Genomic DNA, 23,257 nt, shown 5'->3' with positions numbered 1-23,257 from the left:
GCCGCCGGCGCCGTGGTGCGGACGTGGTGGGTGCGGACGGCCGGCACCTCATCGGGGCTCGACGAGACGTTACGCACCGGCGAACCGGCCTTCCCCGGGATCTTCGGCGCCCCCTTCTTCACGTACGTCAACCGGGACGCCGGCGCCCGGGAGCTCTTCGACACCGGTATGGCGGCGTTCTCCGAGCCGATGGACGCTCTGATCGCCGGCGCCTACCCGTTCCCCCGGACAGGCACGGTCGTCGACGTCGGCGGCGGCCGCGGCGGGTTGCTGCGCCAGGTGCTCCTGCACCATCCGGATCTGTCCGGGGTGCTCTTCGACCAGCAGCCCGCGCTGCGTGAACACGTCCTGCTTGAACCGGAGTTGGCCGGCCGTTGGCGCACCGCACCGGGTGACTTCTTCACCTCGGTGCCGGCGGGTGGGGACGTCTACGTCCTGAAGCACGTGCTGCACGACTGGGACGACGACCACGCGGTCCGCATCCTGCTGTCGTGCCGCCGAGCCCTGGCCCCCGACGGGCGGGTCCTGGTCGTCGACTCGGTCCCGTCGCCGGGCAACGAGACACATCCGGGCAAGGCCCTGGACGTGGCGATGATGACGATCGTGACGGGCAGGGAGCGCGGCCCGGCGGAACTGGACACCCTCTTCGCCCGCGCCGGCCTGCTGCGCACCCGCATCCTGCCCACCCCGACCTTCGCCTCCATCGTCGAGGCCGCCGGCTCCTCGTCGAAGGCCAGCATCAGATGACGCGGCACGACCGCCTGCCCAGAGGTCAGCCGCAGGGCTTCGGCGATCCGGGCCGGGGGTTCGCGCAGGACCGTGGTCTCCAGATGAGTGTTCCGGGCATCCACTCCTCGTCTGCGAGCCTCGGCCAGCCACGGGAAGGGCTCGCCGGGGCCGGCGAAGGACATTCCCCGGGCGGGACACATGGTCTGCCGGCGGTGGCTCATGACCAGCAGACGGGGCGGCCGGCGGGCCCGTTACCGGGCCGTGCCGGCCGCCCCTTCCGGACTGCCTAGGACACTCCGGGCGACTACTTCACGTCGACGTAGTCACCGGTTGCGGTCGCCACCGAGGTGGTCGGCGTGCCGGCGAAGACGTAGCGCCAGGTGCCGTCCTCGGCGGCCTGCACGGTCGTCTTCAGGTTGCCGCTGCTGTCCGACGTCACGGTCTTGACGGTGGTGTAGCTGCTGGCGCCCTGCTTGCGGAACTGGAGCTGCACGGAACCGACGCCGTAGGCCCGGTACGTGTGGGTGTCCCAGTTGGCCCGGGTCAGCGCCCCGGTGACGGTGAGGGTCGCGCCCTTCGTCACCGGCTCGGGCGCGGCGTTGGTGGTCAGCTGGGCGGCGCGCTTGACCCACCCGGACTTGTAGGAGTCGTGGATGGTGTAGTCGCCGTCATTGCCCACCGCCGAGGCGAAGACATGCCAGCGGCCCGCGAGGACATTGCCGTAGATGTTGTCGTTCGGGTCGGCGACGACGGTGACCGAGCAGGTGGAGGTCGTGGCGTTGACCGGCGTGCAGGTGCCGTGGTCGCTGCTCGGGGTCATCGCGCCGTCGACACCGCTCTCGGTGTTCATGTCGGTGCCGTGCCACAGGAAGGCGTAGCCGTCGTAGATGCCGGACGGGTCGGTGGCGGTCACCGTGAGGGTGACCGTCTTCTTGAGGCTGGTGCCGACCACGATGTCCTTGCCGCCGTTGACGGTGACGTTCGTGATCGTGGTGTCGCCCTGTGTCTCGTCCTGCGCGGTGGTGGCGGGGGACGAGGCGGCGGACGACGAGACCCGCGCCTGGGCGGCGGCGGGGCCCTCGGCGTCGGCGGCCTGCGCGGCCGGGACGACGAGGGCGGTCAGGGCCAGGGCGCCGGACAGTGCGGCGGCAGTGGCAGGAATGCGCATGCGTTCCTCGAATGGGAAAGGGGTTCCACCGGCACGGGAAAACGGCCGGTGGGACCCGGATCGGGCTGGAGTCCGCTGACTCCGCTCACCAGACCGGCGACGGTAGTCAAGGGTTGTACAACCCGTGTGGATCTTTTTCGACCGCACCGTCGGGGTCAGGAAAGGACGGGCGGCATAGACCTCGATGTCGGCCTTTGCATGGATTCGGTCATCCGACCGCTTACGGAATCGCGCCGCGGCACGGGGCGAACGGCACCTCGCGCCTGTCCGGATCCCCAACGGGGGACGGTTACCGACACTGCCTCCACCGACTGCCGGCCACCGCCGATCACTCTTCCCCAGGGGTACTCGACCACTCCCTCTATCCACTCCCGGTCCGGCCCGCCTACTGACGTCCGAGTAGTGGCCGGAAAATCCGACACTTCGTCCGAACCCTCCGCTATCACTTAAGGACAGCCCATAACCGGTCTGAATCATCACTTGTCCGGAGACAATCCCTGCGAGAATGCAAAGCGGGAAAAACCGCGCCCTTTCCCATGATTGGGCGTCTGAAATGCACCTTCCGGACACACTCCGGGAAACCGTAAGTTCCTTGCCGAGGCACATGCCTCAGGAAAGTGCACACTCAACCTTTTCAGGTGGCCCGCGGGTGCCGTGCGTGAGGCGCGCAAAGGTCACGAGAGCAGGAGGAGATCGTGGCAAGTCGCAAGGTCATGGCCGCCGTTCTGTCCGCATCGACGCTGTTGAGCGTGGGCCTGCTGGCGACCGGCAGTGCGAACGCGGCAACCCTGTCCACGGTCCAGCCGGACGTTCGGTACACGTTCCAGAACGTCGGCAGCGACCGCAACCTCGACGCCTTCGGAAACGACACCGTGAAGGCCTGGTCGCCGGACTCCAGCGGGACTCAGGACTTCTATCTGAAGGCCGGACGCTTCCAGGGTTACCAACTGGAGAGCGCCCACCTCCCCGGCCGCTGCGTCACCGCCAAGGGCATAGGGCAGCAGATCGCCCTGGAGGACTGCAATTCCGGTGTGCAGGCCCAGTATTGGGACTACGCGAACCGAGACGAAGGCTCCGCGCTGGTCAGCCGGAAGTTCGCCAGGGGCTGCATCGCCGACGCCGGAAACCGCTCTGCGGTGGCCCTGGCACCGTGCACCGGCGCCGACGACCAGCGGTGGATTCCCCTGATCGGCTGACCACACGTCCCCCATGGACCTTCGTGACCACCGCTCGGCCCGGCCGAGCGGGCTCGTCGTGGGTAATCGGAACCCTCCCCCCATAGCCAGCCGGCGACGAGCAGCACGGTGAACACCCCGCCACCGGGCCCATGGCGGACGGCTCAACCTGGTGGGGCGGCGGCCCTTGGCGCACCTCGCCGCTCCACCAGGCCCTGGCGCCGCGGATAGACTCTCCCTTTCCGACCAGCACCTCGGTCGGCCCCGGCCCCGGCCCCAGAAGGACACCCCTCCATGACGAAGAGCGCGATAGCCGGCATCTGTAGCCTCGGCCTCCTCCTGGCCGCCGGCGCCTACGCGGGCAGCGCCGTCGCCAGCGATCCGCTGACCCTGGCCGAGTACCAGCAGATCAAGGCCGGCAGCAGCGAGAAGGTCCTGTTCCGCTACGCCAGCACATGCCAGCAGGAGGACAAGTCCCAACCCGGCGACGGCTACCCGATCACCTGGACGTGTTACGGCGCCGACGGCACCAGCAGCGCGGTGTTCTTCTACTCCGAGGGCGTGCTGTTCAGCAAGGCGGAGACCGGGCTGCAATGAGTCCCCGGCCCGCCCTGCGCGTCCTCCGAGAGCGTCAGGCGTCCGGCATCTCGGCCAGCCGGAAGGGCCCCGCGGCGCCCGGGCCGAACATCACCGGCAGGCTGCGCCCCAGCGGTACCACGACGAGCGGCTCGTCATGGTACTCGCGCAGGAACTTCTCCAGGGGCTCCCAGATGAGCCCCCGGTACCCGGCCTCGGTCCGCTGACGTTCGAAGGAGAGTGTCAGCGCGGACTCGCCGACGGTGACGCTCACGGCGTCCACCTCCAGCCACTCCCCACCGATCCAGGCTTCCAGCCTTACGTGCGACATGGCGCAAGCGTGCCCCGACCAGCGCGGAGACCGCAACCGGCGACGGCCGGTGCGCGCCTGCGGCCGCTCGCCGTCACCGCTGCCGGGGCCCGCCGTGCTGCATGAGGCCCGCGGTGAAGTCCTCGGTGGCCGGCTCGTGACGGGAGACGTAGGGGCACTTCCAGTCCTCCTCGGTGAAGCGGCCCGAGAAGTGCCGCGCGGGCTGCTCGTACTCGTACCGGGTGAAGCTGGGATTCACGGAGCCGTTGTTCTTGGCCTCGCGGCGGCGGATGGCGCCCTGCATCGAGTAGAACTTCTCGCCCATGAGCACGAACTGCGCCAGGGAGTTGAAGGCGATGGCCGGTACGGCGAAGCGGCGGCTGGCCCTGGAGGATCCGGGGTGCATGCCCACGACGAAGAAGGCGTGCCCGCCGGTGTGGAATCCGAAGTTGGGCTGGCCGGGGTCCGATGAGGCGCCGCGGTCGAGGCCGTGCGTCCGGCTGTCGATGTCGTGCATGAGCTGGAGGTGCTGCCATATGCGTTCTTCGAAGGCGAGCTCGTCCACCAGGCCGGGTTCGTCGAAGGTGGCGACGAAGGTGCGGAAGCTCTGGTCGGAGAGCAGCGGACGCACCGTACCGACGTAGTCGACGAGGTCGCGGTGGTTTTCGGCCGCTGATGCGGCGTCGCCCATGCTGCGGTAGTGCCGATGGGTGAGGGTGTTGCGTCTCAGTGCGGCGCGTGCGCCGAGGCAGCTGAACTCGTGGGTGTGGATGAAGCGTTCCAGTTCCGCTCGGAGCGTCCTGGTGGTGTCGGCGTTGCTGTGGTGTTCAGTCATGGCGGGACCTTGGCTGGAATGGGTCGGCTGGTGGGGGACGTCAGGCCGTCCAACGGGACGGCTGCCGCCTCGTGGACGAGGTCACACCGGCGAGGAGGCCGGGGCGGGCGATGACTGCTTGCTGCGGTCCCTTCGGGCGATGTGATCGACGGCTGTCGAGATCGACACTGTGGGGTACGGACCGACCCCACAAGGCACAAAGCGGACAGAGATCGAACGTGCCGCGAAGGCGTGCCGGGCCCGCGCCACCGACACCGGCTCCCGCGCCGCCACACGGGCATGACGGAGCGTCATGGACCAGCGTCATAAGTCGTGCTTTAAGAAATACAAAGCCGTGTTATGAGAGTAAATCTGGTCGGATGTGCGGCGTGGCGCGACGAGGAATGACCCGCCCGGACGACCTCGGCGTACATGCGTCGGGGATTTCTTTGCATGGTAACGACGGTGTGACTCCACGTAGTCGCACACCCTTGCGGAATCAGGCATTCAGTGCGGCGAGCAATTCAGGCCTCGCACCGGCGAACGGTTGGTTGCGGGGCCGCGGACTCCGACAACACGATCGGGGTGTTCCCGCGTGTCGTCGGCCGTGCGCCGGCCGATCGGCATGCCTGTCTGCAAGGAGGGGTCCTGTGAACGACCGGTTGAGCCTCAGCCCGGATGCGGCACGGCAGCTTGCGACCACGACCAAGACCAGCCCGCAGATGCGCGGCATCACCCCGCGGTACCTGCTGCGCGCCCTGCCGTGGGTGGACGTCGAAGCGGGCGTCTTCCGCGTCAACCGGCGCCGCACCTACGTCCTCGGGGACGACCGCATCAGCACCCACAACGACGGCGGCTCGCCCCGGATCATCCCCGGCGATCTGCGGGAACTGCCCTATCTCCGCGAGGCCGACGACGCCCTGCTCGCCGAACTGGCCGGTGCCTTCACGGAAGTGGCCTTCGAGGCGGGAGAGATGCTCGCCCAGGACGGCGACGCCCACGACCGGCTGTGGGTGATCGCGCAGGGACGCGCCGAGAAGCGGGTGAACGGCCGCTACGGCGAGGACGCCGTCCTCGAAGTGATCGGCGACGGCCAGTTCTTCGACCTCGACGCCTGGACCCGGTCCGAGCCGTTGCCGTACCGCGTCCGGGCACTCACCCCCGGCGTGGCCCTGTGCGTCGAACGCAGCGTGCTGGCCGGGCTGTGCGATCGCGACGCGGCGGTGCGGGGCGCGATGGACGCCTACCTCGCGGCCGACGGTGTCCTTCCGGGCGCCGAGGTTCCGGTCGACCTCAAGGCCGGGCACGTCGGCGAACCGGACCTGCCCGGGACGTTCGTCGATTACGAGGACACCCCCCGCGAGTACCACATGACCCTCGCGCAGACCGTGCTGCGCGTGCACACCAGGGTCTCCGACCTCTACAACGGCCCCATCGACCAGACCCGGGCGCAGTCCAACCTCACGGTGCACGCCCTGCGCGAGCGGCAGGAGGCCTCACTGCTCAACCACCCGGAGTTCGGGCTCTTCAACAATGTGGCGCCGGGGCAGCGGGTGCAGGCCCGGACGGGATCGCCGACGCCGGACGACCTGGACGAGCTGCTGACCCGGGTGTGGAAGCAGCCCGGCTACTTCCTCGCGCACCCCAGGGCCATCGCCGCGTTCGCGCGGGAGTGTACGCGCCGGGGTGTGCCCCCGATCATCGACACCCGGTTCGGCAGTCCGCTGCTGACCTGGCGCGGAGTGCCGCTGCTCCCCTCCGACAAGGTGCGGTTCTCCGGCGGCGCGGGAGTCGGCACCACCGAGATCCTGCTGATGCGCGTGGGCGAGGCCGAGCAGGGCGTGGTCGGCCTGCGTCCCGCGAAGATCGAGGACGAGGTGGAGCCGGGCCTGTCGATGCGGAACATGGGCGTCGACAACAAGGGCATCACCTCGTACCTGATGACGGCGTACTTCAACGCCGCGGTGCTGGTGGAAGACGCGCTTGCCGTGCTCCAGAACGTCGAGGTCTCCAACTACCATGACTACTCCTGACGTTACGCAGGGTCTGGGGCTGACGCCGCCGTCGGCGTCGCCGACCGGTCCGGTTCCGACGTCCCCCTCGATGACGTCGGCCCTCTCGACCCCGACGTCCCCGTCGATGCCGGCGGCCACTTCGATGCCGACGTCGCCCTCGGTGCCGGCGGGCACGTCGATGCCATCGGCCACCTCGATCCCGGTGTCCGCTCCCGTGCCGGCGTCCGCCCCGGATCAGGTGCCGACCGCTGGTGGGGCCGGTGTGCCGACCACGGTCCCGGATCCCGTCGCGGCCGCGGGTCCGGCAGCCGCAACGGCCTCCTACCCCGTGGCCCAGCCCGCGGAGCCGACCGCGCTCCCCGGCCAGGGCACCGGTCTGCCCGGTCAACCGGCCGCCTTCTCACCGGAGTTGGCGCGCCGGGACTTCCCGATCCTGCACCGGACGGTCAACGGTCACCCGCTGGTCTGGCTGGACAACGGGGCCACGACCCAGAAGCCCCGCCAGGTCATCGAGGCGCTCGCGGGCTTCTACGGATCGGCCAACTCCAACATCCATCGCGGCGCGCACACCATGGCGCGGGAAGCCACCGAGGCGTACGAAGCGGGCCGGGCGGCGGTCGCACAGTTCCTGGGCGCGCCCTCCCCGGACAGCATCGTCTTCGTCCGCGGCACGACCGAAGGCATCAACCTGGTCGCGCAGAGCTGGGGGCGGGCCAACCTCGGCCCGGGGGACGACATCCTCGTACCGGTGCTGGAGCACCACTCGAACATCGTCCCCTGGCAGCTGGTCGCCAAGGAGACCCGGGCCCGGGTCGTGCCGGTGCCCCTGCGACCGGACGGGCAGACCGATCTGAACGCCTACGCCGACCTGCTCTCCATGCGCACCCAGCTGGTGGCGATCAGCCATGCGTCGAACGTGCTCGGCAGCGTTCCTCCGGTCCGCGAGATGGCCGCGCTCGCGCACCGCTACGGGGCCAAGGTGCTGGTCGACGGGGCGCAGGCGGTGGCGCACTTCCCGGTCGACGTGCAGGACCTGGACGCCGACTTCTACGTGTTCTCCGGGCACAAGTTGTTCGCCCCGACGGGCATCGGCGCGCTGTACGCCAAACCGGAGGTCCTGAAGACCATGGCGCCGTGGCAGGGCGGCGGCAACATGATCGAGTCGGTCGACTTCGGCCGCACCACCTATGCCCCGGTACCGCATCTCCTGGAGGCCGGCACCGGGCACATCTCCGGCGTGGTCGGCCTGCTGTCCGCGCTCAACTGGCTGACCGCCTTCGACCGGGACGCCATCGCCGCCTACGAGACCTCGTTGATGGCGTACGCACAGCAGGCCCTCGCGACAGTGCCGGGACTTGAGGTGCTGGGCTCCGCGCCGGACCGGATCGGCGTCCTCACCTTCACCCTCGCCGGCCACGACCCGGCACGGATCGCCGACTGGCTGGACCGGGACGGCATCGCCATCCGGGCCGGCCACCACTGCGCCCAGCCGGCGCTGGCCCACTACGGGCTGGAGAGCGCGGCCCGCGCCTCGCTCGCGCTGTACAACACCCGTGAGGAGGTGGACAAGCTGGTGGCGTCGCTCCAGCGACTGCATCTGGGCGGTTGACGTCACCGGAGCGTTCCGTCCGTCGTCCGACCGAGGCCCCTTCGGCACACGTTCGATGCTCGCCCGATGCGGCGTCCGGCCGAGGGCCTGTCGACGCCCCTCCCATGCCCGTCCGATGTGGTCCGTCGGACGGGCATCGGTGTGCCGGGAGCCGCTGCCGGTCGCTCCCTGGAGGACTCCCCGTTGCCCGCTAGAGCACTTCCGCCGCCGAATCCGCCAGGCGCCGGTGTGCCGCGCGGGCGGCGGGCAGGGCCGCGACGGCCCCGGCCGTGAGCACCGCGAGGGCGATGACCAGGAGCAGGGTGCCGAGGGCGGGGCGCTGGGCGATGCCGGTGCCCCAGCCGCTGGTGCTGCCCTGGAGGTTGATCAGCCACTGGGAGGCAAGCACGCCCAGTGCGGTGCCGGCGAGGGCGGCGGCCAGGGTGACGAAGGCGGTGGCCGAGACGATCACGGCGGTGATCTGACGAGGCGTCAGGCCGACCGCCCGGAGGGCCAACAGATCGCGACTGCGGTCGCGCACGGCCGCGCCGACCGTGGTGGCCAGCTCCGCGAGGCCGATCAGGACCAGCACGGTGATCAGGCCGGCGGTGACGCCGGGGATCGCCGAGAGCTGGTCGGCGGGGTTGGGGATCTGGCGCACTTCGAGGCGGCCGGCGGAGGCCGTGGTCAAGGCGTGGCGTACGGCGCTGGGGTCGGCGCCATGGCGCAGGACCAGGTGGTAGAAGTCCGGCCGGCCGGGTCCGGCGGTGCCGTCGTCGCGCAAGGTGTCGAGGGAGGTGGAGATCACCCGGCCGGCGTCGGAGGTTTCGAGGGTGCGGCCGACGATGTGGAGGACGTGCGGGCGGCCGGCGACGGTCATCCGGACCCAGTCTCCGACGTGCGCGTCGAGGAGCTCCAGCAGGCCCTGTCCGGCGACCGCCTCGTCGGGGCCGTGCGCGGTGCGCCCCTCCGCCAGGGCGGAGGGGTAGGGGTGGGCGTCGGTGCCCAGGCCGCGCAGGGTGATCGTGCCGGTCTGACCCGGCACCAGCGCCTGGACCTCGGCGCCGGGGTAGGCGGCGGTCAGCTGCCCCTCGGCGGAGAGCAGGTGCTGTACCGCACGGTCGCCGAGGGAGTCGGAGCGCACGGTCAGCGCCGCGGGCAGGCCGACCGTCTCGGGGTGGGCGGTGAAGCGGCCGAGGGTGGACCAGGCGCCCAGGGCGATGGTGATCAGCAGCAGCGGTGCGGCCAGCCGCGCCACGGCCGCCGAGGAGCGCAGCGGATGGTGGAAGGCGCTGCGCCAGCCCAGGACCAGGGCCGGGGGGATCTTGAGGCCGAGGGCCCGACGCGTCATGCCCGACGTGCGGCCGAGGGTGGCCGGGCCGGCCGCGCGAGCCACCGGGACCGGCGGGACGCGCCCGGCCCGCCAGGCGGTGAGGCAGGTCGCCGACCCGATGAAGACCACCACGCCGCTACAGATGGCGAGGAGCAGCCAGGTGCGCTCGGGGAGCTGGCTCCATACGGCCATGGCGTCCCCGATCTGACCGGGGACCACGGCGCCCATCACCTGGGTGGCCAGGGCGCCGAGGGTGACACCGAGCAGGGCGAAGCCGAGGTGGAGGGCGAGGTACATGCGGACCACCTGGCCGGGGGTGAAACCGATGGCCTTGAGGATCGAGATGTCCCGTAGGTGGCCGCGGATGCGGCTGGCGATGGCGCCGCCCACCGCGAGGGCGGCGGCAAGCAGGGCACCGAGGCCGAAGAGGGCGAGCAGCCGGGCCAGCAGCCGGTTGTCGCCGGCGGCCTCGGACTTGGCCTGCCGCCAGGTGGAGACGTCGGTGATCTGGTCGGCGCCGAGCCGGGTCACCGCCCGTTGGACGACGTAGTCGGTGTCCTGGGGGTGGGTGAGCTGGAGGCCGATGGTGCGGCCGCGCTGGTCGGGGCCGGAGCCGGCGGCGGCCAGGGTGCCGGGCAGGACCCAGCCGACGCCCGGGGTCTCGCCCGCGCGGAAGGGGACCTCGGCGGTGTCGGCGATGCCCACGACCCGCAGGGGGGCGGTGAAGCCGCTCAGGGTGAGCGAATCGCCCGGTTTTGCCCATATTGCCCGCGCTGCCGAGCTGTCGAGGACGATGCCCTTGGTGCGGCCGGCGTCAGCGGCCGGATCGAGCCAGCGGCCCGAGACGGTCTGCGGAGTGGCGACGGCGGGGAGGTGGGGCACACCGCGGAGTTCCAGCGTCGCCTTGGTACCGGCGGGTTGCAGGCTCGCGGTGGTGCGGACGGTGGCGAAGGGGCCGGAGGTGGCGCGCACCTCGTCCAGGTCGGCGAGGGAGCCGGCGGGGGTGCCGGCCCGGGTGTGGATCCAGACGTGGGCGCCGGAGGACTGGGTGAAGGTGCGCTGCCAGGGGTCGGTGGCGTAGGCGAAGAGGGCCGTGGCCAGCAGGAGCGAGACGGTGATCCCGGCCGTGGCCAGCACGATGAGCACCGCGGCGGGGCGGTGTGCTCTCAGGTGCGCCTGGGCCCAGCGGGCTGCTGCTCGCACGGTCAGCCCTGGAGCCTGAGGACGTCGGAGACGCCGGCCGTGGGGCGGTCGTCGGCACCGCCGAGGCGTGCGTCGTCGATGACCTGGCCGTCGAAGAAGCTGATCACCCGGTCCGCGGCGCTGGCGATCTTGGCGTCGTGGGTGACCAGGACGATGGTCTGGCCGCGCTGGTGGAAGCGGGCGAGCAGTCGGAGGACCTCCCGGGTGGCCTTGCTGTCCAGACTGCCGGCGGGTTCGTCGGCGAGGAGCAGGCTCGGGGTGTTGACCAGTGCGCGGGCCAGGGCGACGCGCTGCTGTTCGCCGCCGGACAGCTCGCCGGGGGTGCAGTTCTCCTTGCCGGCGAGGCCCAGCTCGTCGAGCAGCTCGGTACGGGCGGTCCGGGCCTGCCGGGGGGACCGGCCGGCCAGCAGCGCGGGCAGTTCGACGTTGTCGGCGACGGAGAGGTTGGAGACCAGGTTGAAGAACTGGAAGACGATGCCGATGTGGCTGCGGCGCAGCTCGGCCCAGCGTGCCTCGCTGTAGGCGTCGACCTGGCGGCCACCGAGCCAGAGGGAACCGCTGTCGGGGCGGTCGAGGCCGCCGAGGAGGTGCAGGAGGGTGGACTTGCCGGCTCCGGAAGGTCCGGTGACGGCGACGAATTCGCCGCGTTCGACGGTCAGGTCGACGCCCCGTACGGCGTGCACGGGGGCGGCGCCCTCCGGCCGGTGGGTCTTCACCAGGCCGGCTGCCCGCAGTATCGGGCCGGACGGCTCGTCCTGGTTCATTCCAACTCCTCTTGGCAGCGCTCCAGCCAGTCCAGGTCCGCCTGGAGATGCAGCATCGCGCCCTCGATCAACAGACGGGCGAGCCGGTTGTCCCGGGCCTCGACCGCCGCCAGTTTCGACAGGTCACGCATGGTGTTGAGGTACTGGCGGCGCTGCTTGTTGATCAGGGCGATCTGGTTTGCGGTCCCGACTCGGGGGGCGAGGGCGAGCTTCATGAAGAATTCGTCCCGCACCCGTGGTTCGACGGTGGTCTCCTCGAACCAGGCGTCCACCGTCTCCCGTCCCGCCTCGGTGATCCGGTAGATGCGCTTGTTCGGACGGTCCGACTGCTCGACGTCCTCGCCCTCGATCAGGCCCGCCTTCTCCAGCCTGCCCAGGGTGACGTAGATCTGGCCGACGTTCGGCTGAGGGTATGCCGCACCCAGGAGGTTCTCAAGGGCCTGTTTGAGTTCGTAGCCGTGTGCGGGTCCGCCGACCAACAGAGCCAGGAGTGGCAGCCGCACGCTCTTCCTCTCCCTCCCCGCCCTGCTTGTCGGTTATCTGGACGCGTCCGGGTGTGATCCGGTCCGTCGGCGTATCTTCCTGCGACATCTAGTATCCCGCATGGCTAACAGGTATACATGGGGCGGGCTGTCGGTCCAGTGTCCCGTCGACGCCTGGTTCAAGGAGGAGCCCATGCGGTGGAAGCGTGCCGCCGGCAGGGCTCTGCTCATCTGCTCGCTGCTGTTCGCGGGCAGCGCGGGCGCACAGGCCGGGGAGCCGGCCGGCGCCTCGACCGGACGCGGCCCCGTCACGCTGGTGACCGGCGGGGACCTCACGGGCTATCTGCGCGGCGTCCTGGACGGCTGGAACGCCGAGCATCCGCGCGAGAAGGTGACCCTGGTCGAGCTGCCGGACGCGGCCGACGAGGTGCGTGCCCAGATGGTCACCGAGCTGCGCTCGCACAGCGCCCGCTTCGACGTGCTCAACATCGACGTGGCGTGGACGTCGGAGTTCGCGGCCGCGGGCTGGATCAAGCCGGTGAGCGGCGAACAGTTCCCGCTGGAACACTTCCTGCCGCCCGTGGTGGACACCGCCACCTTCCGGGGGCGGCTCTACGCGGTCCCCTATGTGACGAACGCGGGGTTGCTCTACTACCGCAAGGACGTGCTGGCGCGCGAGGGTGCGCGACCGCCACGCACCTGGGCCGAGTTGGCGAAGCTGGCGAAGACGGTCGCACCCAGGTACGGGTTGGACGGCTACGCGGGCCAGTTCCTGCCGTACGAGGGGTTGACCGCGAACGTCGTCGAGGCCGTGCAGTCGGCCGGCGGTTCGGTGCTGGCCGGTGAGGGCGCCCGGGTGACGGTGGACTCCCCCGCGGCCCGTCGGGGCCTGTCCTTCCTGCTCGACGGGGTGCGCCAGGGGTGGATCCCGCAGCGGGCGCTGACGTACAAGGAGGAGGAGTCCCGCAAGGCCTTCCAGGACGGCCACCTGCTGTTCCTGCGGAACTGGCCGTATGCGTACGCGCTCGCCAACGGCCCCTCGTCCGAAGTGGCGGGGAAGTTCGGCGCGGTGCCGCTGCCGGGCCCGTCCGGGCCGGGCTCCAGTGCGCTGGGCGGCTCGAATCTGGCCGTCAACTCCCAGTCGCGGCACCCGAAGACGGCCGCCGAGCTGATCTCGTACCTGACGAGCGAGCCGGTCCAGCGGCGGGTGCTCACCGAGGGCGCGCTGCCACCGGTGTGGGCGGATCTGTACACCGATCCCCAGTTGGTGCGGCGGTTCCCGTACCTGCCGACGCTCAAGCGGGCCGTGTTGACGGCCCGGCCGCGACTGAAGAGCCCGCGGTACGACCAGGTGAGCCTCGCGGTGCAGGCGGTCATGCATGACGCGCTGGTCCACCGACGGAGCACGGACGCCACGGTCGCGCGTCTGAAGCGTGAGCTCGGAGCCATCGTCGGCCGCGGCTGACTCAGCTCACCCACCCCCTTCCTAGTTACTTGTTAGGTACAGCCTGACCGGCTGCGCTTTCTTATTTCCCCTCAAATCCGGGCATCCCGAAGCGATATTCGTCCGTTCCGTTGACATCGAAAAGACATCCCTACTTAACATGCATGCATAACAGCGACCCGCAGGCCGCACAGCGTGCCCATGCAAGAACGGGATCACGGCAGATGTTCATCGCCACCGCAGACAACGGCTACCCGGCCGACTCCGCGCCCTCCCCCTCCCTCTCCGGCCCGGCCGGCCCCGCGCCCGCGCCGGCCACCGGGACCGTGTCCCGCAGCTCCGCACAGCGCTGGTGGCGCGACGCGGTGATCTACCAGGTCTACGTCCGCAGCTTCCGGGACAGCAACGGTGACGGCATCGGCGACCTGGCCGGCGTCCGCACGGGGCTGCCGTACCTCAAGAAGCTCGGGGTGGACGGCGTCTGGCTCAGCCCGTTCTACCCCTCCCCGCAGCACGACCACGGGTACGACGTCGCGGACTACTACGGCGTCGACCCCGTCTACGGCGACCTCGCCGAGTTCGACCTCCTGGTGGCCGACGCCCACCGGCTGGGCCTGAAGGTCCTCCTGGACATCGTCCCCAACCACTGCTCCAGCGAGCACCCGTGGTTCCGCACCGCCCTGGAGGAGGCGCCCGGCGGCCCGGCCCGGGAGCTCTTCCACTTCGCGGACGGGCGCGGTCCCGGCGGCGCGCTGCCGCCCAACAACTGGCGGGCGATGTTCGGCGGTCCGGCCTGGTCCCGGGTCGAGGGCGCCGGCCCGGCGGGGAACGCCGCGGACGGTCAGTGGTACCTCCACATGTTCACGCCCGAACAGCCCGACCTGAACTGGCGCAACCCGGTGGTCGCCGCCGACTTCGAGAAGGTGCTGCGCTTCTGGCTGGACCGCGGCGTGGACGGCTTCCGCATCGACGTGGCCGCCGGGCTGTTCAAGCACCCCGAACTCCCCGACTCCCCCGACCCGTCGGCCGACGAGCGGACCCGCGACTCGGTCAACCCGCTGGCCTGGAACCAGCCCGAGGTGCACCAGATATGGCGCGACTGGCGCGCACTGTGCGAGGAGTACACCGCCCGCGACGGCCACGACCGGCTGCTGGTCGGCGAGGTCTCCGTCCGCACGCCGAGCGAACAGGCCGCCTACGTCCGGCCCGACGAGCTGCACCAGGCGTTCTTCTTCCACCTGCTGACCGCGCCCTGGGACATCGACACCTTCCGCACCGTGATCTCCGAGGCGCTCACCGACATCGCGGCCACCGGCTCCACCGTCACCTGGGTGCTCAACAACCACGACCAGGTCCGCACCGTCACCCGCTACGCGGCCGAACCCGGCGGCGACGCGGGCGCGTCGGGGCCGGCCCGGGCCCGCGCCGCGGCCCTGCTGATGCTGGCGCTGCCCGGCGCGGCGTACGTCTACCAGGGCGAGGAGCTGGGCCTGCCGGAGGTCGACGACCTGCCGGACGGGGTCCTCACCGACCCGATCTTCCACCGTACGGGCAGCCGGCAGCACATCCGCGACGGCTGCCGGGTGCCGCTGCCCTGGTCCGGGCGCTCCGCCCCGTTCGGCTTCACCGCGGACGCCGCGGCGGCGCGGACCTGGCTGCCGCAGCCGGAGCGGTTCGCCGAGCACACCGCGGACCGGGCGCTGACCGACACCGACTCGTTCTGGCACCTGTACCGCGAGGGGCTGCATCTGCGCCGCACCCTCCCCCAGCTCGGCGAGGGCACCCTGCGCTGGCTGGAGTCCGAGCCCCAGGTGCTGGCGTTCGTCCGTGGCGACGGCCTGGTGTGCGCCGTGAACTTCGGCACCGATCCGGTGCCGGCGCCGGTATCCGGCGTCCCGCTGCTGGCGAGCGGCGACTGCCCCACCGGGACACTGCCCGGTTCCACCGCCGCCTGGTGGATGGACACTCCCGACCCCCGTTGACCCCTCCCCCGGCAGCCCCGGCTGCCGCTCCCCGCTCCACAGACCCCACCTCTCACTCCTCGCGAAGGGAACGAACGATGAGACGATCCGCACGACTCTCCGCACGACACACCCGCACCGCCCTGTCCGGCGCCGCCGTGCTCGGCTTGGCGCTGGGCGCCACCGCCTGTGGCGGCGGTGTCTCCGCCGGCGGCGGCAAGCAGGAGCTCAACGGCCAGACGATCACCGTGGCCGGCGTCTGGACCGGCGTGGAGCAGCAGAACTTCAAGAAGGTCCTGGACGCGTTCTCCGAGAAGACCGGGGCGAAGGTGGTCTTCACCTCCACCGGCGACAACGTCTCGACCGTCGTCGGCAGCCAGATCGAAGGCGGGAACGCACCCGACGTGGTGATGGTCCCCCAGGTCGGCGTGCTCCAGCAGTTCGCGAAGAAGGGCTGGCTGGAGCCGCTGTCGAAGGAGGTCTCCGACGAGGCCAAGAGCAACTTCGCCCAGGTGTGGAAGGACTACGGCACGGTCGACAAGACCTACTACGGCCTGTACTTCAAGGCGTCGCACAAGTCGACCGTCTGGTACAGCCCGGAGGCCTTCACCCAGGCCGGGGTCGAACCCGCCACGTCGTACCAGGACCTGCTCAAGACGGGCCGCACCCTCTCGGACTCCGGCCTGCCGGCGTTCTCCGTCGCCGGTGAGGCCGGCTGGCCGCTGACCGACTGGTTCGAGAACATCTACCTCTCCCAGGCCGGGCAGGAGAAGTACGACCAGCTCGCCGCCCACAAGATCCCGTGGACCGACCCCAGCGTGGTCAAGGCGCTGACCACCCTGGGCAAGCTGTTCGGCGACAAGAACATGGTCGCCGGCGGCGGTGCGGGCGCGCTGCGCACCGACTTCCCCGAGTCCGTCCAGCAGGTCTTCGGCCCCGAGCCGAAGGCGGCCATGGTCTACGAGGGCGACTTCGTCAGCGCCCTGGTCACCGACGAACTGCACAAGCAGGTCGGCAAGGACGCCAAGTTCTTCCCGTTCCCGTCGGTCGACGGCGGCAAGGCGCCGGTGGTCAGCGGTGGTGACGCCGCGGTCGTGCTCAAGGCCGGCAAGGAGAAGAAGGCCGCGATGGACCTGGTGAAGTACCTGGCCTCGCCCGAGGCGTCGGGCATCTGGGCCAAGGCCGGCGGCTACATCTCCCCCAACAAGAAGGTGCCCGCGAACGCCTACCACGACGAGGTCACCCGCGAGGCCGCCAAGTCGCTGACCGACGCCGGGAACTCCGTCCGCTTCGACATGTCCGACCAGGCGCCCGCGGCGTTCGGCGGCACCCAGGGCGCCGGCGAGTGGAAGCTGCTCCAGGACTTCCTGCGCGACCCCTCCGACCCCGCGGCCACGGCCCACAAGCTTGAGGCCGCCGCGGCCAAGGCGTACGGAAAGTAAGGACCAAGGGCCCGACCCATGTCTGTCACCACACCCACGGTGCCGCCCGCGAAGACGCGCGGCGGCCCGTCCCACCCCCCACACGGCGGCTCGCGGCGGCGGCCCAGCGCCCCGGCGCGACGCGCCGTGCGACGGCGGCGCCAGATCGCCGCGGTGTTCCTCTTCCCCGCGCTGTTGCTGCTGGGCGCGCTCGTCGCGTACCCCATCGTGTTCTCGGTCATCCGCAGCCTGTACGACGCCTCGGGCAGCACCTTCGTCGGCGTCGACAACTACACCGCGATGTTCCAGGACCCGGCCACGCTCCGGGCCATCCGCAACAGCGCGATCTGGGTCGTGTTCGCCCCGGCGCTGCTGACCGGACTCGGTCTGGTCCTGGCCGTGCTCACCGAGAAGATCCGCTGGAAGACGGCGTTCAAGCTGCTGATGTTCATGCCGATGGCGATCTCGTTCCTCGCCGCCGGCATCATCTTCCGGCTGGCCTACGAGCAGGATCCGCAGCGCGGTGTGCTCAACGCGGTCACCGTCGGCGTCCACGACACCTTCCAGGGGAAGTCCGTCTCGTTCCCGACCGCCAAGGCACGGCTCGGCGACCGCCATCTGATGAAGCGTCAGGACGGCGCTTACCGCACGGCCGAGCGCACCGGGCCGGGCCACACCGTCAACCTCGGTCTGGTCGGTGTGGCCCCCCAGGACATGCCGCACACCGCGCGGCCCGCCGCCCCGGCCGCCGCATCGCCGGCCGGCCACGGCGAGCTGCGCGGTGTGGTCTACCTCGACTTCACCCCCGGCGGTGGCGGCAAGCCCGGCGTCGTGGACCGCGGCGAGCGGGGGCTGCCGCAACTGTCCGTCGAGGCGGTCGACTCCCGCGGCAAGGTGGCGGCCACGGCCACCACCGGGCCGGACGGCTCCTACCGGCTGACCGGACTCGCCCCGGGCGACTACGCCGTCCAGCTCCCCGCCAAGGACTTCGCCCCGCCGTACGAGGGCATCTCCTGGCTCGGTCCCGCCCTCATCACCCCCGCCATCATCGGCGCCTACATGTGGATCTGGACCGGCTTCGCGCTCGTCCTCATCGGCGCGGGGCTCTCCTCGATGCCGCGGGACGTCATGGAGGCCGCGCGGATGGACGGCGCGAACGAGTGGCAGGTCTTCCGCCGGATCACCGTTCCGCTCCTCGGCCCGGTCCTGGGCGTGGTGTTCGTGACGATGGTGATCAACGTGATGAAGGTCTTCGACCTCGTCTACATCATCGCCCCCGGCCCCGTGCAGCAGGACGCCAACGTGCTGGCCCTACAGATGTGGCTGGTGTCCTTCGGCGGCGGCAACAACCAGGGCCTGGGCAGCGCCCTCGGCGTTCTGCTGCTGCTCCTGGTGGTGCCGGCCATGGCCCTCAACATCCGACGCTTCCGCAGGAGCCAGACATGACCACCGTTCAGCGAACCGCCGCGCCCCGGCGGCGGGCGGCCGCGCGTCCGGTGACGTGGCTCAGCCGCGGTGCGATCCAGGTGTTCCTGGTCGTCATCGGCCTGGTCTGGCTCACCCCGGCCGCCGGTCTCTTCCTCTCCTCCCTCCGTTCGGAGGAGGCGAACGCCAGCACCGGCTGGTGGACCGCGCTCACCTCGCCCGGTCAGCTCTCCTTCGACAACTACACGACGCTGCTGAAGGATTCGGGCATCGTCCAGGCCTTCTGGAACACGGTGTTGATCTCGGTGCCGGCCACCGTCGCCGTGGTGGTGATCGCCGCGCTGGCCGGTTACGCCTTCGCCTGGATGGAGTTCCCCGGCCGGGACTGGATCTTCCTGATGGTGGTCGCCATGCTGGTGGTGCCGGTCCAGATCGGACTGCTGCCGGTGGCCAAGCTGTTCGGTGCGCTGGGCCTGTTCGGCTCCATCCCGGGCGTGATCCTCTTCCACACCGCGTACGGCCTGCCGTTCGCCATCTTCCTGCTGCGCAACTACTTCGCGGAGATCCCCAAGGAGATGCTGGAGGCCGCGCGGATGGACGGCGGCGGGGAGTGGCGGATCTTCTCCCAACTGGTACTGCCGCTGGGCCGACCCGCCATCGCCAGCCTGGCCATCTTCCAGTTCCTCTGGGTCTGGAACGACATGCTGGTCGCGCTGCTCTTCGCGGACAACGAGTCGCAGCCACTGACGGTGGCCCTCCAGTCCCAGATGCGGCAGTTCGGCAGCAACATCGGCGTACTGGCGCCCGGTGCGTTCCTCTCCCTCGTCGTGCCGCTGATCGTGTTCTTCGCCTTCCAACGGCACTTCGTGCAGGGGATCATGGCCGGTTCGGTCAAGTGACCCCGACCGGGGAGGCAGGGGGCGTCGGGGCCCGCCGCGCCATGCGGCGGGCCCCGGTGCGTGCGCGGGCGCGGCGGCGCCCTCCCCCGGCCGAGGGGGTCGTCAGGGGGTCGGGAGGGGGACGGCCTCGCCCGTCACGCGGACCCGTGCGTCGTCCGGGCGCAGGTCGACGTAGAGGTCGCTGGGACGGCCCATGTCCTCGCCCTGCCGGATGTGCACCCGCAGCGGCTCGGTGACCAGGCCCAGGGTGCGCAGATAGCCGCCGAAGGCCGCGGCGGCGGCGCCGGTTGCCGGGTCCTCGACGACTCCGCCGACCGGGAACGGGTCCCGGGCGTGGAAGTCGAGGCGGTCGGGGGCGGCACGGTTGACCAGGTGGACGGTGGTCCAGCCGTACTGCCGCATGACGTCGTGCAGGGCGTCGAAGTCGTAGTCCAGGGCGGCCAGTCGGGCCCGACTGTGGACCGCCAGGACGAGGTGCTCGTTGCCCCCGAAGGCGAGGTGCGGCGGGAGGTCGGCGTCCAGGTCGTCCCGGCTCCAGTGCAGGGCGCGCAGCACCGGCTCCACGTGCTCGTCGGTGGCCGGACGGGAGTGCGCCGGCACGCTGGTGAGGGTGGCGCGGACCGTCGTGCCGTCGGCGGTGGTGCCCACCTTGATCTCGCCGACGGGCGTGTCGAAGAGCAGGTCCCCGGGGCCGGTGCGGGTGGCGAGGGCGACCGCGGTGGCGATGGTGGCGTGTCCGCAGAAGGCGACCTCGGCGCGGGGGCTGAAGTAGCGCAGCCGGTAGCGGCGGGCGGCGGGGTCGTGTGCGGTGACGAACGCGGTCTCCGAGTAGCCGACCCGGGCGGCGACGGCGAGCATCCGGTCGTCGTCGAGGGCTTCGGCGTCGAGGACCACGCCCGCGGGGTTGCCGCCCGCCGGGTCGTCGGTGAAGGCCGCGTAGCGCAGTACGTCCACGGTGGCGCCGGAGGCCGGCGGGTGGAGCGGTGCGGTGTGCGGGGGCTGCGCGGCGTTCCGGGGGGAGGTTCCGGCCGGTGTCCTCTGTGTGCTGGTCATGGGTTCACCGTGCCATCAAGTGGTGATCGAGTCCAACGATTCCTCTTGCTTGATCCCATCGAATTGTGCGATAGCGTGCGCCGGTGGACACCAGACTTCTGCGGACGTTCGTGACCCTCGCCAAGGTGGGCAGCTTCACCGCCGCGGCCCGCTCGCTCCATCTCGCACAATCCACCGTCACCGTGCAGATCCGTACGCTGGAGAAGGAGTTGGGGATCCCGCTGTTCGACCGGATGCCGTCCGGGACGGTTCCCACCCGGGCCGGAGTGCGGCTGCTGGAGGAGGCAGAGGAGGTGCTCGATGCGGTGGCCCGGCTGCGTGCGACAGCCTCGGCGGTGCAGGGCGACCCGGCGAGCGGGGCGGTCGAGGGCCAGGTCGCGGTCGGTGCCGGCGACTCCCTGTGCGCGTCCCGGCTGCCGGGGGTGATCGCCGCCCTGCGGCGCGAGCACCCCAGGTTGGATGTGCATCTGGACGCGGTCGGCACGGCCGCGGCGGTCGACGGCCTGCGGACCGGCCGGCTCGACCTGGCGTTGCTGCTGGAGCCGGAGGTCGCCGAGCACGACCTGCTGGCCCGCATGATCGCCAGTGAACCGCTGGTCTACGTGGCGGCGCCCGGCCATCCGCTCGCCGGACGCGCGGCCGACTGGGACGAGTTGACCCGGGAGAGCTTCTTCGTGCACGAGGAGGGCTGCTCGTACAGCGACCGGCTGGTGCGGGGGTTGCGGGGCGTGCCCGGTGCCCGGCCGAGGATCACCCGCTTCGGCAGCATCGACGCGGCCCGGTCGTGCGTCGCCGCCGGGCTCGGCCTGACCCTGCTCCCGCGCGTCACGGTCGCGTCGCAGCTCGCCGAGGGCCGGTTGACGGTGGTGGACGGCCCCGAGGCCCGGCCCGTCCCCGTCCAGCTGGTGCGACACCACAGGCGGTGGGTGTCGCCGGGCGCCCAGGTCGTCGCGGAGGCCCTCACACAGGCCTTCGACGCGGATTCCTGAGGGCGCAATCCCGCATCCTGTGACATCCGCCATAGGGTATCCCGTGGCAACTAAGCCGAATAGTAGATGAGCCCGCCTATGACATATGGGATTTGTCCGTCTTGATTGAGGAATAGCCCCTGGACGGCCCGGAGGAATTCGATCAATATCGCGCACGGGCCCGCACATAGGGCGCATAAGGACTTCTGACGGGGCGCCATCCGTTCCGCGAAGATCCATATTCCGGGCAGCATGCCGGAACACCCGTGACAAGGGGCATGCGCGGCTACGAGGCGGCATAGTATGCACGTTTCTTGCCCCGTGCGGCAGCGGTCCCAAGAATGACGACCCCACGGCATCTCCGCAGCTCAGTGAGGTCATCGATGACGAAGCACCGAAGACAGCGGCACTACCGGAAGAGAACGATCGTCGCCGTCGCCATAAGCGCCGTGGCGGTGCCCTCCGTCGCAATGGCGTGTCTGAACTGGCCGGGGAACGGGAGCGGTCACGGCTATGCCCACGGTCCCGGCCACGGCTATGGTCACTCGAAGAACTCCGCCCACCACCGCCACCATCACCACTGGTCGGGCGGCACCTGGAGCCCGAGCCCGACCGCGGCGCCGACCCAGCCGGCGAAGGCCGCGGCACCGTCTCCGAGCGCCTCGAAATCCTCCGCGGCACCGTCTCCGAGCGCCTCGAAATCCTCCGCGGCGCCGACTCCGAGCGCCTTCAAACCCTCCGCGGCGCCGACTCCGAGCGCCTCGAAATCGTCCGCGGCGGCCTCCACGACCGCGACCCGCATTCTGCAACTCGTCAACAGCGAGCGCAGCAAGGTCGGATGCTCACCGCTGACGCTCAATGCGAAGCTGACCAAGGCCGCGCAGGACCACAGCAACGACATGGCGGCCCACCGCAATATGTCCCACACCGGCTCCGACGGTTCGGATCCGGGGAACCGGATCACCCGGGCCGGCTACAACTGGAGCGCCTACGGCGAGAACGTCGCCTACGGCTACTCCACTCCCGACAGCGTGATGAAGGGCTGGATGTCCAGCCCGGGTCACAAGCGCAATATCCTCGACTGTTCGTTCAAGGAGATCGGCGTGGGCCTCGCACAGCCCGGGGATTACTGGACGCAGGACTTCGGAACGGCCCGATAGGCCGCTCTCAGCCTCGGCCGTCCTCGCTGAACAGGTGGCGCGGACCGCGGAGCACCGGGCTGCGCCGGTACGGCGGTGGATCCTCGACCAGACGGGGGTTGCCGAGGTGCCGGATCAGCCCGGTCAACGCGATCTGGGTCTCCAGTCGGGCCAGCGGCGCGCCGAAGCAGCTGTGGATGCCGCTGCCGAACCCCAGGTGTGAGGCGCTGGTAGTACTCCAGCCACTTGGCCATGTTGACGGTCACCGCCGCGGTCGCGCGTCCCCGGTAGCCGTAGACGGCGACCAGCCGGGCTTCCTGGAGCGAGCCCTGTGCGATGACCACCTGGTCGGAGAACGTGGGCACGCCGACGGACTTGATGTTGAGGCCGAACTGGCTGGACCAGAAGGCCGGCACGGTCAGGTGCGGGCGCCGCCGCGGCCCGGGGCCGACCATGTTGTGGGCGGCGACCTCGGCCTGGGTGGCGGCGTTGCCCCAGGGCTCCAGGGCCAGCAGCTGGTACTCGAAGAGCGGGTGCGGGAAGCGGGCCACATCACCGGCCGCGAAGACGTCGTCGGTGGCGATCCCGTACATGTCGAAGGCCCGGCAGCCGGCGTCGCAGGTCACCCCGCGCGGGCCGGCCGCCAGCCCCGAGTCGGCGAGCCACTCGGTGTTGCGGATCGCGCCCTTGGGCGACCACGGCGACGTCGGCGTCGATCCGCGTGCCGTCGGAGAACCGCGCGCCGGTGAGCCGCCCGTGGCGGGGCTCTCCGGTGCCGCGGGCGCGTCCT

20 protein-coding genes and 2 pseudogenes are annotated in these 23,257 nt (G+C 70.8%); 12 read left to right on the top strand and 10 right to left on the bottom strand.

Annotation, left to right across the window (positions count from 1 at the left end; all coding sequences use genetic code 11):
• The first annotated feature begins 30 nt into the window (after positions 1-30).
• Positions 31-747: a methyltransferase gene (locus AB0C96_RS25405; protein WP_362920097.1), complete on the top strand. Its 717-nt coding sequence runs from the start codon at positions 31-33 to the stop codon at positions 745-747.
• Positions 748-1,033: 286 nt separating this feature from the next.
• Here the strand turns inward: AB0C96_RS25405 and AB0C96_RS25400 are convergent, their stop codons facing one another.
• On the bottom strand, positions 1,034-1,897 hold the full coding sequence (locus AB0C96_RS25400; RefSeq protein WP_362920095.1) for a DUF5707 domain-containing protein: 864 nt from the start codon (positions 1,895-1,897) through the stop codon (positions 1,034-1,036).
• A 695-nt stretch (positions 1,898-2,592) separates the two neighbouring features.
• Here AB0C96_RS25400 and AB0C96_RS25395 point away from each other — a divergent pair.
• Both AB0C96_RS25395 and AB0C96_RS25390 read left to right on the top strand, forming a co-directional pair.
• Entirely contained in the window at positions 2,593-3,093 is a 501-nt protein-coding gene (locus AB0C96_RS25395) for an RICIN domain-containing protein (protein WP_362920094.1), read from the top strand.
• Between the two features lie 273 nt (positions 3,094-3,366).
• The gene (locus AB0C96_RS25390) at positions 3,367-3,669 is read left to right on the top strand and encodes a hypothetical protein (RefSeq protein WP_362920092.1); all 303 of its coding nucleotides are present in this window, start codon (positions 3,367-3,369) and stop codon (positions 3,667-3,669) included.
• A 34-nt stretch (positions 3,670-3,703) separates the two neighbouring features.
• On the opposite strand, the gene AB0C96_RS25385 is transcribed toward AB0C96_RS25390, so the two are convergent.
• Positions 3,704-3,979 (bottom strand): hypothetical protein, encoded by a 276-nt coding sequence (locus tag AB0C96_RS25385; protein WP_362920090.1) that lies wholly within the window; start codon positions 3,977-3,979, stop codon positions 3,704-3,706.
• Between the two features lie 73 nt (positions 3,980-4,052).
• Positions 4,053-4,793 (bottom strand): guanitoxin biosynthesis heme-dependent pre-guanitoxin N-hydroxylase GntA, encoded by a 741-nt coding sequence (gene gntA, locus AB0C96_RS25380; protein ID WP_362920088.1) that lies wholly within the window; start codon positions 4,791-4,793, stop codon positions 4,053-4,055.
• 629 nt (positions 4,794-5,422) lie between these two features.
• On the opposite strand from gntA, the gene AB0C96_RS25375 reads away from it, so the two are divergent.
• Positions 5,423-6,805 (top strand): family 2B encapsulin nanocompartment shell protein, encoded by a 1,383-nt coding sequence (locus AB0C96_RS25375; RefSeq protein ID WP_362920087.1) that lies wholly within the window; start codon positions 5,423-5,425, stop codon positions 6,803-6,805.
• A 244-nt stretch (positions 6,806-7,049) separates the two neighbouring features.
• Positions 7,050-8,396, top strand: coding sequence for a cysteine desulfurase (locus tag AB0C96_RS25370; RefSeq protein ID WP_362920086.1), 1,347 nt, complete (start codon positions 7,050-7,052; stop codon positions 8,394-8,396).
• Positions 8,397-8,586: 190 nt separating this feature from the next.
• Here AB0C96_RS25370 and AB0C96_RS25365 read toward each other — a convergent pair whose 3' ends face one another.
• From AB0C96_RS25365 to AB0C96_RS25355, 3 genes are read right to left on the bottom strand one after another with little or no spacing between them, the layout of a single operon-like run.
• A complete protein-coding gene (locus tag AB0C96_RS25365; protein ID WP_362920084.1) occupies positions 8,587-10,911 on the bottom strand; it encodes an FtsX-like permease family protein in 2,325 nt (774 codons plus the stop codon).
• Positions 10,912-10,913: 2 nt separating this feature from the next.
• Positions 10,914-11,675 carry an ABC transporter ATP-binding protein gene (locus AB0C96_RS25360; protein ID WP_362920083.1) on the bottom strand — a complete coding sequence of 254 codons (762 nt, stop codon included), beginning with the start codon at positions 11,673-11,675 and terminating at the stop codon, positions 10,914-10,916.
• Positions 11,672-12,178 carry a PadR family transcriptional regulator gene (locus AB0C96_RS25355; RefSeq protein ID WP_362920081.1) on the bottom strand — a complete coding sequence of 169 codons (507 nt, stop codon included), beginning with the start codon at positions 12,176-12,178 and terminating at the stop codon, positions 11,672-11,674. The genes AB0C96_RS25360 and AB0C96_RS25355 overlap by 4 nt, the downstream gene beginning before the upstream one ends.
• A gap of 172 nt (positions 12,179-12,350) precedes the next feature.
• Here AB0C96_RS25355 and AB0C96_RS25350 point away from each other — a divergent pair, with 172 nt between their 5' ends.
• The 5 genes from AB0C96_RS25350 (at position 12,351) to AB0C96_RS25330 (ending at position 19,307) form a co-directional block, all read left to right on the top strand.
• A complete protein-coding gene (locus AB0C96_RS25350; protein WP_362920192.1) occupies positions 12,351-13,622 on the top strand; it encodes an ABC transporter substrate-binding protein in 1,272 nt (423 codons plus the stop codon).
• Between the two features lie 203 nt (positions 13,623-13,825).
• Positions 13,826-15,583, top strand: coding sequence for a glycoside hydrolase family 13 protein (locus AB0C96_RS25345; RefSeq protein ID WP_362920079.1), 1,758 nt, complete (start codon positions 13,826-13,828; stop codon positions 15,581-15,583).
• A gap of 77 nt (positions 15,584-15,660) precedes the next feature.
• A complete protein-coding gene (locus AB0C96_RS25340) occupies positions 15,661-17,004 on the top strand; it encodes an ABC transporter substrate-binding protein (RefSeq protein ID WP_362920077.1) in 1,344 nt (447 codons plus the stop codon).
• A gap of 18 nt (positions 17,005-17,022) precedes the next feature.
• Complete coding sequence (locus AB0C96_RS25335; protein ID WP_362920076.1) at positions 17,023-18,429, top strand: ABC transporter permease subunit; 1,407 nt, start codon at positions 17,023-17,025, stop codon at positions 18,427-18,429.
• Complete coding sequence (locus AB0C96_RS25330; protein WP_362920074.1) at positions 18,426-19,307, top strand: carbohydrate ABC transporter permease; 882 nt, start codon at positions 18,426-18,428, stop codon at positions 19,305-19,307. The genes AB0C96_RS25335 and AB0C96_RS25330 overlap by 4 nt, the downstream gene beginning before the upstream one ends.
• Before the next feature lie 102 nt (positions 19,308-19,409).
• Here the strand turns inward: AB0C96_RS25330 and AB0C96_RS25325 are convergent, their stop codons facing one another.
• Positions 19,410-20,360: a PhzF family phenazine biosynthesis isomerase gene (locus tag AB0C96_RS25325; protein ID WP_362920073.1), complete on the bottom strand. Its 951-nt coding sequence runs from the start codon at positions 20,358-20,360 to the stop codon at positions 19,410-19,412.
• Positions 20,361-20,443: 83 nt separating this feature from the next.
• Between AB0C96_RS25325 and AB0C96_RS25320 the strand changes: the two genes are divergently transcribed.
• Positions 20,444-21,349 carry a LysR family transcriptional regulator gene (locus tag AB0C96_RS25320; RefSeq protein ID WP_362920071.1) on the top strand — a complete coding sequence of 302 codons (906 nt, stop codon included), beginning with the start codon at positions 20,444-20,446 and terminating at the stop codon, positions 21,347-21,349.
• Between the two features lie 553 nt (positions 21,350-21,902).
• On the opposite strand, the gene AB0C96_RS25315 is transcribed toward AB0C96_RS25320, so the two are convergent.
• Positions 21,903-22,229, bottom strand: coding sequence for a hypothetical protein (locus AB0C96_RS25315; protein ID WP_362920199.1), 327 nt, complete (start codon positions 22,227-22,229; stop codon positions 21,903-21,905).
• Here AB0C96_RS25315 and AB0C96_RS25310 point away from each other — a divergent pair.
• A complete protein-coding gene (locus AB0C96_RS25310; RefSeq protein ID WP_362920190.1) occupies positions 22,129-22,488 on the top strand; it encodes a CAP domain-containing protein in 360 nt (119 codons plus the stop codon). The genes AB0C96_RS25315 and AB0C96_RS25310 overlap by 101 nt on opposite strands.
• A 7-nt stretch (positions 22,489-22,495) precedes the next feature.
• Here the strand turns inward: AB0C96_RS25310 and AB0C96_RS25305 are convergent.
• Both AB0C96_RS25305 and AB0C96_RS25300 read right to left on the bottom strand, forming a co-directional pair.
• Positions 22,496-22,687 (bottom strand): annotated as a pseudogene (locus tag AB0C96_RS25305) (cytochrome P450); the annotation flags it as partial.
• Between the two features lies 1 nt (position 22,688).
• Positions 22,689-23,226: pseudogene (locus AB0C96_RS25300) on the bottom strand (oxidoreductase C-terminal domain-containing protein); the annotation flags it as partial.
• Positions 23,227-23,257 lie beyond the last annotated feature (31 nt).

The sequence above is a fragment of the Streptomyces sp. NPDC048506 genome (assembly GCF_040651315.1).
Lineage (GTDB): Bacteria > Actinomycetota > Actinomycetes > Streptomycetales > Streptomycetaceae > Streptomyces.
The sequence above is the reverse complement of the archived record's forward strand: the minus strand, read 5'-3'. Positions and strand labels throughout refer to the sequence as shown.